Source organism: Tardiphaga sp. 841_E9_N1_2 (assembly GCF_051811065.1).
GTDB classification, from domain to species: domain Bacteria; phylum Pseudomonadota; class Alphaproteobacteria; order Rhizobiales; family Xanthobacteraceae; genus Tardiphaga; species Tardiphaga robiniae.
The window spans coordinates 5,749,460-5,762,618 of sequence record NZ_JBPWQC010000001.1 but is presented as its reverse complement, the minus strand read 5'-3'; the positions used below and the strand labels follow the sequence as shown (position 1 = coordinate 5,762,618).

Annotated in this window: 8 protein-coding genes; 2 read left to right on the top strand and 6 right to left on the bottom strand. The window is 62.0% G+C overall.

The genetic code is table 11. The annotated features are described in order from the left end of the window. Positions 1-137: 137 nt before the first annotated feature. Positions 138-1,109, bottom strand: coding sequence for an iron exporter MbfA (gene mbfA / locus AB8A50_RS27635; RefSeq protein WP_439079597.1), 972 nt, complete (start codon positions 1,107-1,109; stop codon positions 138-140). Between the two features lie 407 nt (positions 1,110-1,516). Between mbfA and AB8A50_RS27630 the strand changes: the two genes are divergently transcribed. Both AB8A50_RS27630 and AB8A50_RS27625 read left to right on the top strand, forming a co-directional pair. Continuing rightward, the gene (locus AB8A50_RS27630) at positions 1,517-2,503 is read left to right on the top strand and encodes a Bug family tripartite tricarboxylate transporter substrate binding protein (RefSeq protein ID WP_439079596.1); all 987 of its coding nucleotides are present in this window, start codon (positions 1,517-1,519) and stop codon (positions 2,501-2,503) included. A gap of 309 nt (positions 2,504-2,812) precedes the next feature. Then, on the top strand, positions 2,813-4,168 hold the full coding sequence (locus tag AB8A50_RS27625) for an esterase-like activity of phytase family protein (RefSeq protein ID WP_439079595.1): 1,356 nt from the start codon (positions 2,813-2,815) through the stop codon (positions 4,166-4,168). 242 nt (positions 4,169-4,410) lie between these two features. On the opposite strand, the gene AB8A50_RS27620 is transcribed toward AB8A50_RS27625, so the two are convergent. From AB8A50_RS27620 to AB8A50_RS27600, 5 genes are all read right to left on the bottom strand, one after another. Further along, entirely contained in the window at positions 4,411-6,096 is a 1,686-nt protein-coding gene (locus AB8A50_RS27620; RefSeq protein WP_093759290.1) for a methyl-accepting chemotaxis protein, read from the bottom strand. Between the two features lie 179 nt (positions 6,097-6,275). Beyond that, a complete protein-coding gene (locus AB8A50_RS27615) occupies positions 6,276-7,964 on the bottom strand; it encodes a methyl-accepting chemotaxis protein (RefSeq protein ID WP_439079594.1) in 1,689 nt (562 codons plus the stop codon). A gap of 292 nt (positions 7,965-8,256) precedes the next feature. Further along, the gene (locus AB8A50_RS27610; RefSeq protein ID WP_120288635.1) at positions 8,257-9,936 is read right to left on the bottom strand and encodes a methyl-accepting chemotaxis protein; all 1,680 of its coding nucleotides are present in this window, start codon (positions 9,934-9,936) and stop codon (positions 8,257-8,259) included. 201 nt (positions 9,937-10,137) lie between these two features. After that, complete coding sequence (gene serA, locus AB8A50_RS27605) at positions 10,138-11,727, bottom strand: phosphoglycerate dehydrogenase (protein WP_089261694.1); 1,590 nt, start codon at positions 11,725-11,727, stop codon at positions 10,138-10,140. Between the two features lie 190 nt (positions 11,728-11,917). Next, positions 11,918-13,090 carry a phosphoserine transaminase gene (locus tag AB8A50_RS27600; RefSeq protein WP_439079593.1) on the bottom strand — a complete coding sequence of 391 codons (1,173 nt, stop codon included), beginning with the start codon at positions 13,088-13,090 and terminating at the stop codon, positions 11,918-11,920. Between the last annotated feature and the right edge of the window lie 69 nt (positions 13,091-13,159).

The following is a 13,159-nucleotide window of genomic DNA, read 5'->3' as shown; positions in this document are numbered from 1 at the left end:
CGTAAGCTGCCCGCGATCGCACCTGCCGCGATCATGCATCGCACACACTCATCATCGGCGGGACGAGCAGCAGGGTTTCCCGCGCATAGAACCTACGCCATCCCGCGCTACGACGCCATCTGACGCCCCCCCACCCACTACGCGCCTCCGATCAATATTCCCACCGCCAGAACGATGACGCCGCCAAGCACCACCTGAAAGACGGCCTGCAGGAACGGCGTATCCATATAGCGCGCCCTGATATAGGCGATGGCCCAGAGTTCGAAAAAAACGACAACACCCGCGATGGCCGTCGCGATCCAGAATGCATTCGGCCAGCTGTCCGGCACGAGATAAGGCAGAGTATGGCCGAGACCGCCCAGCGTCGTCATCAGCCCACAGATGCCGCCACGTAGCCACGGCGAGCCGCGTCCGGTCATGGAGCCATCGTCCGACAGTGCTTCGGCGAAACCCATGCTAATGCCGGCGCCGATCGACGCGGCGAGGCCAACAAGGAATGTCTGCCAGTTGTGATGTGTTGCAAACGCGGCCGCAAACAGCGGCGCCAGCGTCGATACGGAGCCGTCCATCAAGCCCGCAAGACCTGGCTGGACATACTGCAGGACGAACATCCGGTGGCGGGTGTTGTCCTCCACCGTACGAACGTCGGACGTCAGGATGGCATCCGATAATTTGGCCGCGAGATGCTCGTGTCCTTTTTCCAGCTCGGCCAGATCGCCCAGCAACTTGCGAACGCCGACATCCGTCGCCTGCTCGGCGGCCCTGGCGTAAAAGCGCTCGGCCTCGAACTCCATCCTCTCGGCCTCCTTGCGGATGGTTTCGAGCGACAGGTTACGCGTGAGCCAGATTGGTCGGCGGCGGATGAAGCCCTTGACGTCTTCGCGCCGGATCGGCGGAAGGTTCGGTCCGAAGCGCTCCTCATACATCTGCAACAGCAGATGTCGATGGCCCTTTTCCTCTTCGGCCATCTCGCTGAAGACTTTCGCGGAATCGGGATAGCGCTCTGCCAGATCCTCGGCGAAGCTGAGATAGATCCGGCTGTCCTCTTCCTCGCTGGAGATCGCAACCGCCAGCACCTCGCGTTCGGTAAGCTCCGAAAACGCCTTCATATCAATGCCTTGCTTAGTTTAGAACTATTCTAATTTATATAAGAGCTGCTGTGCATTTGTCAAAGAGCTTTGCGCCTGCGCGGCGCTGAACCTGTCGCTGGTCGGGAAGCAGTAGCGGCGACGAGAAGGATCGCGACGAACCGACCGTGCGTGCTCCGGAGGTCGCCCCGGCATTCGCACCGACCCCGACGTGGAGATGCTGCGGAGATCAGCGGCCGTCTGCAGGTGCTGTCGCTCACGAACGCGATAAGGTCGACCCGGTGCAGCAGAAGTCGATGCATGGCCTACACCATCGACAGCGCGCTCACCTGAACTGCATACCTTTCCGCTTCCGTGCGTCACCGACCTCCGCTAGTTTGCCCGCAACAAATGTGGGCTACCAAAGCCGATTCAGGGAGAAAAGCGGAATGCACGGACTTTCAGTTCTTCGCGGTGTGGCGAGCGCATCGTTTATCGGAGCGCTGCTGTTGGCGAGCCCGGATGCCATCGCACAAACCGCGAATTATCCAAACCGGGCGATCACGCTGGTGCTCCCTTTCGCCGCCGGCAGCGGCACCGACACCACGACGCGCCTGATCGCCAAGGAACTCGGCACCGCACTGAACGCCAACACCGTGATCGACAACAAGGCCGGCGCCAATGGTTCGATCGCCGCCAGTTTCGTCGCTCGCGCCCCCGCCGACGGTTACACGCTGTTCGTCACGACCAACACGACGCATTCGGCCAATCCTTTTCTGCTCAAGACCATGAGCTATGATCCGATCAAGGATTTCACGCCGATCGCGCGCACCGGCGACCTGCCCTTCATGCTGGTGATCAATCCCGAGATTCCCGCCAACTCCGTGGAAGAGCTGATCGCGCTCGCCAAGAAAGAGCCGGGCAAGTACTCCTACGCATCGGGCAGTTCGTCGGCAATCGTCTCGGGCGCGACCTTTGCCCGCCTCGCCAAGCTCGATCTCCTGCACGTGCCTTACAAGAGCTCACCGCCGGCGCTCACGGATGTCATCGCCGGCCGTGTCAGCATGATGTTCGTCGACGTTCCGACCGGCCTGCCGCATGTCAACGCCAAGGCGTTGAAGTCGCTCGCGGTGACCACCAAGTATCGCTCCAAGCTCCTGCCCGACCTTCCGACCATGGACGAGGCCGGCGTGAAGGGCTTCGACATTACGTCGTGGCAGGGCTATCTCGGCCCGGCCAACATGCCGAAGGACATCGTCGTCAAGCTCAACGCCGAAATCCGCAAGATCGTCGAACGCCCCGAGATCCAGAAAGACCTCGCCAACCGCGGCATGGAAGCCTTCTCCGGTACGCCGGAAGAATTCGACGCCTTCCTGAAGGATCAACTCAAGGTGTGGGAGAAGCTGATCACGGATGCGGGGATCGAGAAGCAGTAGGCGCATTTCAGATAGAACCGCACGGCAGGTATGTTCGTCATGCCCGGCGAATGCCGAGTATCCACGTCTCGGCCACAAAGAAGACGTGGATGGCCGGGACATCCAGCGAAGCCGCGCTTCGCGCTTTGCCCGAGCATGACGATGGTTTTGCGTGGGTTGAATGAAGAGGAACCGCGCCTAACCCGCAGACTCGGCGACTGCATGTCGCAGGGTTTTCCCCTCTCGTCATTTTCTTGTCACGGAACTGTCAGCGCAGCGTAACGCCTGCCCCCCAGAACACCGCGCATGGTCACCACAAAGGAGACAACCATGCGCAGCACATTCCTCTGCTCCGTCGCTTCCCTCGTCATGTTCACCTCCGCCGCTTTCGCCCAGACCGAAGGTGAATTCCCCGCCAAGCTCGCCGGCCATGCCGTGCTACCGGCGACGTCGACCATCGAGGCGCCTGCGGATGCGCCGAACGACCTAAAGACCTCGGGCAAATACACCACCGGCAAGCGCGTCGACGCGCTCGGCACCGTGATGGGCAAGTCCTATGAGCGCGCCACCGGCATCTCGCTGCCGATGAAGGGCCAGCCGCTGCAGGGCCATTCCGGCATCAAGGTGATGCCCGACGGTTCGTTCTGGGTGCTGACCGACAATGGCGCCGGCTCGCGCTACAATTCGGCCGACTACATGATCTATCTCAATCATCACAAGATCGACTGGAAGAACGGCAAGGTCGAGCGTCAGGCCACCGTGTTCCTGCACGATCCCGACAAGAAGGTGCCGTTCCGCATCGTCCATGAAGACACCGCCAAGCGCTATCTGACCGGCGCCGATGTCGACACCGAAGGCTTCCAGATCGTCGGCGACAATTTCTGGATCGGCGAGGAATTCGGCCCCTACATCATCAAGGCCGACAAGACCGGCAAGGTTCTGGCTGTGTTCGACACCGTCGCCGACGGCAAGCCGGTGCGTTCGCCCGACCATTGGTCGGTGCAGTCGCCGGGTGCGCCGGGCGCCACCTACACCACGGTCAACCTGCGCCGCTCCAAGGGCTATGAAGGCTTCGCCTCCTCCAAGGATGGCAAGTTCCTCTACGGCCTGCTCGAAGGCCCGATCTGGGATGCCGAGAAGAAGGACTGGGAAAAGGTCGACGGCAAGGAAGCTTCGCGCATCCTGGAATTCGACGTCGCCAACGAGAAGTTCACCGGTCGCTACTGGCAGTACGTGTTCGAACAGAACGGCAATGCCATCGGCGACTTCAACATGATCACCGCCGACAACGGCCTGATCATCGAGCGCGACAACGGCGAAGGCACCAAGGACAAGGCCTGCGCCGACGGCAAGCGCGGTGAAGACTGCTTCCCGGATCTCGCCAAGTTCAAGAAGGTCTACAAGATCGAACTGAACGACGCCAATGTCGGCAAGCCCGTGCGCAAGATCGGCTTCATCGACCTGATGAAAATCCAGGACCCGAACAAGCTGGCCCGCAAGCCGCTGAATGACGGCGTTCTGACCTTCCCGTTCTTCACCATCGAGAACGTCGACCAGGTTGACGCCACCCACATCATCGTCGGCAACGACAACAACCTGCCGTTCTCGTCGAGCCGCGAGCCGAACAAGGCCGACGACAACGAGTTCGTGCTGCTCGAAGTCGCCGACTTCCTGAAGGCGAAGTAAGCAACGCGAGCAGGCCCCCGCCTGAAACGACGAAAGCCCTCCCGCAAGGGAGGGCTTTTCTGTTGAGCGCGGCTCTCTGACTTCCCCTCTCCCCCAGCACAGCGTAGCTGCGCGCAGTGGGAGAGGGTGCCTGAGCGAAGCGAAGGCGGGAGAGGGGTATGGCCAGTCGCGGGCCCTCTCCCGTCTCGAACCCGCTTCGCGTGTTCGATCCACCCTCCCCCGCAAGGGGGGAGGGAAAGAAATTAAGCAGCACGCACCTTGGTCAGGAACTCGTCCACAGCCGTTCGCAACATGCCGGACTGGGTGTCGAGCTCCCTGGCATTCGACAGAACCTGCGAGGCCGCCGTTCCGGTCGCTTCCGCTGCGCTGCTGACGCCACCGATATGTTCGCTGATCTCACTGGAGCCTGCCGCAACCGACTGAATGTTGCGCGCGATTTCCCGCGTGGCCTCGCCCTGCTCCTGGACGGCTGTGGAGATGCTGGTGGTGATCTCGCTCATCTGCGCAATGGTGCCGGTAATGGCGCTGATCGAAAGCACGGCTTCGCTGGTGGACGCCTGCATGGCGGCGACCTGGGCGGAGATCTCTTCGGTAGCCTTGGCGGTCTGGCTCGCCAATGCCTTCACTTCAGAGGCGACGACCGCAAAGCCGCGGCCGGACTCGCCGGCGCGCGCCGCTTCGATGGTTGCATTCAGCGCGAGCAGATTGGTCTGGGAGGCGATGCTGTGGATCAACTGAACCACTTCGCCGATCTTCTCCGCGCCGCTGGACAGCAGCTGAACGGTCGCATTGGTGCGCTCCGCATCGCCGACTGCCTTGCTGGCAATTTGGCTCGACTGCGAGACCTGCCGCAAGACTTCGCTGACCGAAGCCGACAATTCCTCGGCAGCGGCTGCAACCGTGCTGACATTGTCCGACGACCGCTCCGACGCGGCTCCGACCGTCGATGCACGCGAACTCGCATCGCTGGCGGTCGCCGTCATGGATTGCGCGGTGGTCTGCATCCCTGCCGCCGCGGTCGATACCGAGCGGACAATCCCGTTGACGCTGCGTTCGAAATCATCGGCGATGCTCTCCATGGTCGAACGACGCTCGGCAGACGCGCGCGCCTGCGTCTCGGCTTCGATCTTGTCGAGCCCGCGGATCCGGACCGCATTGTCCTTGAAGACCTGAACGGTCGATGCCATCGCACCGATCTCATCGCCGCGCCCGGTCCCGGGAATGTCGTCTTCAAGCGCACCATCGGCCAGCGTGCGCATCCGCGCACCGAGCTGACCGAGCGGGCGGCTGATGCTGCGACCGATCATCCAGGCGATGCCGCCTGCGACCGCACCGATCGCAAGGATCGCCAAACCGAGCGCCCAGACGATCGGCTTCAACCTGGCATCGAGATCTTCCAGATAGGCCCCGGCGCCCACATACATATTCCATCCCGGGATCGCTGCGGCATAAGCAACCTTACGCAGCGGCTCCGTCTGGCCAGGTTTGACGTAGTCGTAGAACATCGTGTGCTCGCCCTTGGCAGCAACACTGTCGCGCCACTCGCGACCGATCGCCTTGCCATTGGTCACCACATCGAGACGGTTCTGACCGATCTGCTTGGCATCCGGCGACAACACCGTCACGCCGTCCATCATGGAGCCGAACAGGTAGCCCGCGCCGTTGTCGTAGGTCATCGTGTTTGCACGACGACCGAATTCAGCCATCGCGGCTTCCTTGGTGAGCTGGCCGGCGTCGACTTGTTTTTGCAATCCGATCGCCACGCTGCGCGCGGCATCGACGAAGTGGCGAAGCTCCTCGATCCTTGAGGTCATCATCTCGCGCTGAACGAAATATCCCGCGAGAACGCCAGACGCGCACAGACCAAGCAACATGACACCCACCAGAATACCTAGCTTGGGCGTGATCGTCAGATTACTTATCTTCACAATGAGTTCTCCAAAAAAGGTCGCGGGTGCAAATACCAATTGAGGAGAAGAATACCGAACAGACCTTTTTTTGTTCTTTACAAACCAAACCCGCAAATCATCGAGCCTGTGATACTTGATGACGAGCAACGATTGCAGCGCTACAAGAGCTCGCTCTCCGCGAGAGAGGAGGAAGGGCCTTACGCTGCGCGAACCTTCGCGAGGAATTCATCCACCGCCTTGCGCAGGATGCTCGACTGGCCGTCCAGCTCTTTCGCATTCGACAGCACCATGCCTGCCGCCTGCCCCGTTGCTTCCGCAGCTGCGCTGACGCCGCCGATATGAGCGCTGACTTCGCTCGAGCCTGCGGCAACCGATTGGATGTTGCGCGCGATCTCCTGCGTAGCCGAACCTTGCTCTTCCACTGCCGCCGAGATCGTCGTGGTGATCTGGCTCATCTGCGCGATCGTGCCGGTGATGGCGTTGATCGAGTTGACAGCCTCCTGTGTCGACGCCTGCATCGCCGCTACCTGCGCCGAGATTTCCTCGGTGGCCTTGGCCGTCTGGCTCGCCAGTGCCTTCACTTCCGACGCGACGACCGCAAAGCCACGGCCGGATTCACCGGCGCGTGCCGCTTCGATGGTTGCGTTCAGCGCAAGCAGATTGGTCTGCGAGGCGATGTTGTGGATCAGCTGCACGACCTCGCCAATCTTCTCGGCGCCGCTGGAGAGCTGCTGCACCGTCGCATTGGTGCGCTCCGCATCGCCCACGGCCTTGCTGGCGATATCGCTGGAGGCTGCGACCTGACGCAGCACTTCGCTGACCGATGCCGACAGTTCTTCAGCCGCGGCGGCAACCGTGCTGACATTGTCAGATGAACGCGCCGATGCCGCACCGACCGTCGATGCGCGCGAGCTCGCGTCGCTTGCCGTCGCCGTCATCGACTGTGCAGTGCTCTGCATGCCGGCCGCGGCGGTGGAGACGGAACGCACGATGCCGTTGACGCTGCGTTCGAAATCATCGGCGAGGCTTTCCATAGCCGCACGGCGTTCGGCAGCAGCACGGGCCTGCGATTCCACCTCGATCTTGTCGAGCCCGCGAATGCGCACCGCGTTGTCCTTGAACACCTGAACCGTTGCGGCCATGGCGCCGATCTCGTCGCCGCGATCGACGTCGGGGATCGCTTCATCCAGCGCGCCATCGGCGAGACCGCGCATGCGCGCGCCGAGCCGGCGAAGCGGGATGGTGATGCTGCGGCCAATCATCCAGGCAAGCGCGCCGAGAATGACAATGACCGCGAGTGCCGCGATCATCACGGTGCGCGCACTCTCCCAGAGCTGTACCTGCAAGTCGTCGATATAGACGCCGGTGCCGATCACCCAGCCCCAAGGCTCGAAACCAACGACATAAGACAGCTTCGGCTGCGGTGCGTCCTTGCCAGGCTTGGGCCACAGATAGTCGACGAAGCCGGCCTTCTGCTTCTTCACGACATCGGCGAATTCGACAAACAGCCGCTTTCCGTTCGGGTCCTTGTTGCCGGAGAGATCGCTGCCGTTCATCTCGGGCTTGATCGGATGCATCACCATGCGCGGCTGCAGGTCGTTGATCCAGAAGTAATCGCCATTGCCGTAGCGCAGTTTGCCGATACGCACCGCTGCGGTCTTGCGCGCGGCCTCGTCCGACACACCGCTACGCTGGATCGTCGCGTATTCTTCCTGCGCGATGCCGAGCGCCAGCTCCGTGAGATGGGTCAATTCGCTCTGGCGCTGCTGCTTGAGGGAGTCGCCGAGGGTATTCAGCTGCATCCAGGCCAGCCCGGCGAGGCCAAGAAAGCTCAAGCCAATGATGCTGTAGAGGCGAAGGCCGATCGAAATTTTCAAACGATTCATGGGAAGTATCCCTGTAAGGCACGCTGAAATAAGCGAGTCACCATCGCAGGGTGTAGTTTCGAGTTCGTGAAGTGGTGTGTAGTTCCGTTTTTGCAACCGCGGTTATAGGTTACCTCGAATGCACCAAAAGTCGCGCTACAGGTAGCTGCGCACCACTATGAACTATCATTGCGCAGATTTAAATTCGGTGGTGCAGCGATACGACGCAGCGGCCGAAACTCAATAGTTCAGGCAAGTCCCAGCCCGGTAGCTCCCCGAGCGCAGCTAAGCCGCGCTCGGGGAAGGATTTGACTCAGGCTGCTCTCACCTTGGCGAGGAATTCATCCACGGCGGTGCGCAGCATGCCGGACTGGCTCTCCAGCTCCTTTGCATTCGACAGCACCTGTGACGCCGCGGAGCCGGTGGCCTCGGCTGCGCTGCTGACGCCGCCGATATGATTGCTGATCTCATTCGCGCCGGCCGACACCGACTGAATGTTGCGCGCGATTTCCTGCGTCGCCGTGCCCTGCTGCTCCACCGCCACAGAGATCGTGTTGGTGATCTGGCTCATCTGGGCGATGGTGCCGGTGATGGCACCGATCGATGCAACGGCCTCGCTGGTCGATGCCTGCATGGCGGCGACCTGCGCCGAAATTTCCTCGGTGGCCTTGGCGGTCTGGCTGGCCAGCGCCTTCACTTCGGATGCCACCACCGCGAAACCGCGACCGGACTCGCCGGCACGTGCGGCTTCGATGGTCGCGTTCAGCGCCAGCAGATTGGTCTGGGAGGCAATGCTGTGGATTAGCTGTACCACTTCGCCGATCTTCTCAGCGCCGCTCGACAGGATCTGAACAGTCGCATTGGTGCGCTCGGCATCGCCCACCGCCTTGCTGGCGATCTCGCTGGAAGCCGATACCTGACGCAGCACTTCACTGACTGACGCCGACAATTCCTCCGCAGCCGCCGCAACCGTGCTGACATTATCGGACGAGCGCGTCGAAGCTGCGCTGACCGTCGCGGCGCGCGAGCTTGCATCGCTTGCCGTCGCCGTCATCGACTGCGCAGTGCTCTGCATGCCGACCGCGGCGGTCGAGACCGAGCGGACGATACCCGTCACGCTACGCTCGAAATCCGTGGCCATCGCCTCCATGGCGGCGCGGCGCTCCGCGGCGATACGGCCCTGCGCATCCGCCTCGACCTGTTCCAGCGAGCGAATACGCAGCGCATTATCCTTGAACACCTGAACCGTCTTGGCCATCGCACCGACTTCATCGCTACGGCCAACGCCGGGAATTTCCTCATCCAGCGCGCCATTGGCGAGCGACTCCATCCGCGATCCCAGCATGCCGAGCGGCTTGGTGATGCTACGGCCGATCAGCCACGCGATCGCACCCGCCACTGCGGCAATGGCCAGCATGGCCAGGCCGAGCGCCCAGATGATCGGTTTCAGATGAGCGTCGAGGTCATCGAGATAGGCGCCGGTGGCAATGAACATGTTCCAGCCGGGAAGCGCCGCGGCATAACCCATCTTGCGCGACGGGACCTGCTCATTGGGCTTCTGGAATTCATAGGTCAGAATCTTCGTGCCGTTGGCTGCGACGCCGTCGCGGAATTCACGTGTAATGGCTACGCCGCTAACCTTGACGTCGAGCCGGTTGGATCCCGCCTTGAAGCCCGGCAGATGAACCACTTCACCGTCCATCGTGTAGATGAACAGATAGTTGCCATTGTCATAGGTCATCGGCTCGATGCGGCGTACCAACTCGGCGGTCGCGGCTTCCTTGGTGAGCTTGCCTGCTGCGACATCCTTCTGGATGCTGGCCGCTACATTGGTTCCGATTTCGACGATCGACTTCAGCTGCTCGGTTCGCGCAGAGAGCATCTCGCTCTTGACCATATAGGCGGCCAGGATGCCCGCGGCGCAGAGGCCGATCATGGTGACGGCCACCAGAACGACGAGCTTGTACGTAATACGGATATTGGCGAGCTTCACGGCTGTATTCCCCCGGGCGTGCGATTTTCGATCGCTGATTCCTCGGAGTAAAATGTATCGGGGTAGTGTTCCCAAATCCTTACACGTGCGGGGCGGGGGCAAACCTGCCGCGCCGACCTGAATGTGAACATTTTCCGCAAAACGAAAAATCCCCGCCTTTCGGACGGGGATTTCGGCAATGTCAGTTCGGGTAAGAGACACTCAGAATGTCAGCGCCTTGGCCTGTTTCACCTGCGGCAGCGCCTGCACCTTGCTCAGCACATCGGCCGGCACAACGCCGTCGATCTCCACCAGCGCGATGGCGTCACCGCCCTGTTCGTTGCGGCCGAGATGGAAGGTTGCGATGTTGACCTTGGCGTCGCCGAGCAGCGAGGCGAACTTTCCGATGAAGCCCGGCTTGTCCTCGTTGGTGACATAGATCATCGACTTCCCGAATTCGGCATCGACGCGGATACCCTTGATATCAACCAGCCGCGGCTTGCCGTCATGATAGACAGTGCCGGACACCGAGCGTTCCTGCCGTTCGGTGATAACCGTAACGGTGATCAGGCTTTCGTAATCGCTCTGCGCCGCGCGCACCACTTCATCGACTACCATGCCGCGCTCCTTGGCAACGGCCGGCGCGGAGACGACGTTGACGTCGCCGAGCATCGGCCGCAGCAACCCGCTCAGTGCTGCAGAGGTCAAGGCCTTGATCTTCATTTCGGCCACCGCGCCTTCATAGGTGATCTGCACCTTGGCAATGCCGGTCTCGGTGAGCTGGCCCGCGAACGAGCCGAGCTTCTCGGCGAGTTCGATGAACGGCTTCAGCTTCGGCGCTTCTTCCGCGGTGATCGACGGGAAGTTGACCGCGTTGGAGATCGCGCCCGACAGCAGATAATCCGACATCTGCTCGGCGACCTGCAGCGCGACATTCTCCTGCGCTTCGGTGGTCGATGCGCCCAAATGCGGCGTGCAGATCACATTGGGATGGCCGAACAGCACGTTCTTGGTGGCCGGCTCCTCGACGAACACGTCGAAGGCAGCGCCGGCGACATGCTTGCTATTCAGCGCATCGACCAGCGCTTGCTCATCGACCAGACCGCCGCGGGCACAGTTGATGATGCGCACGCCGGGCTTCATCTTGGCGATGGCAGCGGCATCGATGATGTTCTTCGTCTTCTCGGTGAGCGGCGTGTGCAGCGTGATGAAGTCGGCACGCTTGAGGAGGTCGTCGAGTTCGACCTTCTCGACGCCGATATCCTTGGCGCGCTCCGGCGACAGGAACGGATCGAAGGCGATGACCTTCATGCGCAGGCCAAGCGCGCGGTCAGCCGCGATGGCGCCGATATTGCCGCAACCGATCACGCCCAGCGTCTTGCCGGTGATCTCGACGCCCATGAAGCGGTTCTTCTCCCACTTGCCGGCCTGCGTCGACGCATCGGCCTGCGGGATCTCGCGGGCGAGCGAGAGCATCAGTGTGATCGCATGTTCGGCGGTCGTGATCGAATTGCCGAACGGCGTGTTCATCACGATGATGCCCTTGGCGGTCGCCGCGGGAATTTCGACATTGTCGACGCCGATGCCGGCGCGGCCGATCACCTTCAGGCGCGTCGCCTTTTCGAGGATCTTCGCGGTCGCCTTGGTGGCCGAGCGGATGGCGAGGCCGTCATAGTTGCCGATGATCTCGGCGAGCTTGTCCTTGTCCTTGCCGAGGTTCGGCTGGAAGTCGACGTCGATGCCGCGATCCCGAAAGATCTGTACGGCGGCGGGAGAGAGAGCGTCGGAAATGAGAACTTTGGGGGCGGTCATGATGAGGCTCCTTCACCCTCCCCTTGAGGGGGAGGGTCGGCGCGAAGCGCCGGGGTGGGGTGAAGCAACGGGCTGATCATTGAATGAGAGGACGGGGAGAGGATGTCACCCCACCCCGCCGAATCCTGACGACGCTGCGCGTCGCCAGTCCTCGTCGACCCTCCCCTCCAGGGGAGGGTAAGAAGCCGCCTTACGCCGCTTTAGCGAGCGAAGCCTTGGTTTCAGCGAAGGCCCAGTCGATCCACTGCGTGAGGATCTCCACGTCCTTGGCTTCGACCGTAGCACCACACCAGATGCGCAGACCGGCCGGCGCATCGCGATAATGCGCGAAGTCGAAACCGGCATTTTCCTTCTCGACGGCTGCGACCAGCTTCTTGGCGAAGTCAGCCTGCGCGTCCAGCGAGAGCGCGGTGATCGCGGGATCGATCACCTTCATGCACACCGACGTGTTGGAGCGGATCGCGGGATCGGCCGCGAGGAAGTCGATCCACGGCGTCTTCGCTTTCCAGTCGGCGAGCGCCTTGGTGTTGGCATCGGCACGCGCGATCAGCGCCTTGAGACCGCCGACCGACTTGGCCCAGCCGAGCGCATCGAGATAGTCCTCGACGCACAGCATCGACGGCGTGTTGATGGTCTCGCCGACGAAGATGCCTTCGTTGAGCTTGCCGCCCTTGGTCATGCGGAAGATCTTCGGCAGCGGCCATGGCGGCGTGTAGCTCTCCAGACGCGCCACGGCGCGCGGCGACAGCACGAGCATGCCATGTGCGGCTTCGCCGCCGAGCGCCTTCTGCCAGGAGAAGGTGACGACATCGAGCTTCGCCCAGTCGAGCGGCTGCGCGAAAGCGGCCGAGGTCGCGTCGCAAATGGTCAGGCCTTCGCGGTCAGCCTTGATCCAGTCGGCATTCGGTACGCGCACGCCGGAAGTGGTACCGTTCCAGGTGAAGACGATGTCCGAGTTCGGATCGGCCTTCGACAGGTCGGGGAGTTCGCCATAGCCGGCATGCAGCTTGGTGACGTCCTTGAGCTTCAGCTCCTTGACGATGTCGGAGACCCAGCCCTCGCCGAAGGATTCCCAGGCGATGGTGGTGACGGGACGCGGCCCGAGCAGCGACCACAGCGCCATCTCGACAGCGCCCGTATCCGATGCCGGCACGATACCGATGCGGTAATCTGCAGGCACTTCAAGCACTTCACGCGTCAGATCGATCGCGAGTTTGAGCTTGTTCTTGCCGATCTTCGCACGGTGCGAACGGCCAAGGGCTGCGTCGGTGAGTTTTTCGGGGGTCCAGCCGGGGCGCTTGGCGCAGGGGCCAGAGGAGAAATGCGGCACGTTAGGCCGCGAAGCGGGCTTCGCTGCAGTCATAATCTATCCTTCCAGATAGCTAGCCTCCCGTTGGGGGGAGGTGTCCCGCTGGCGTGGATATGGGAACCG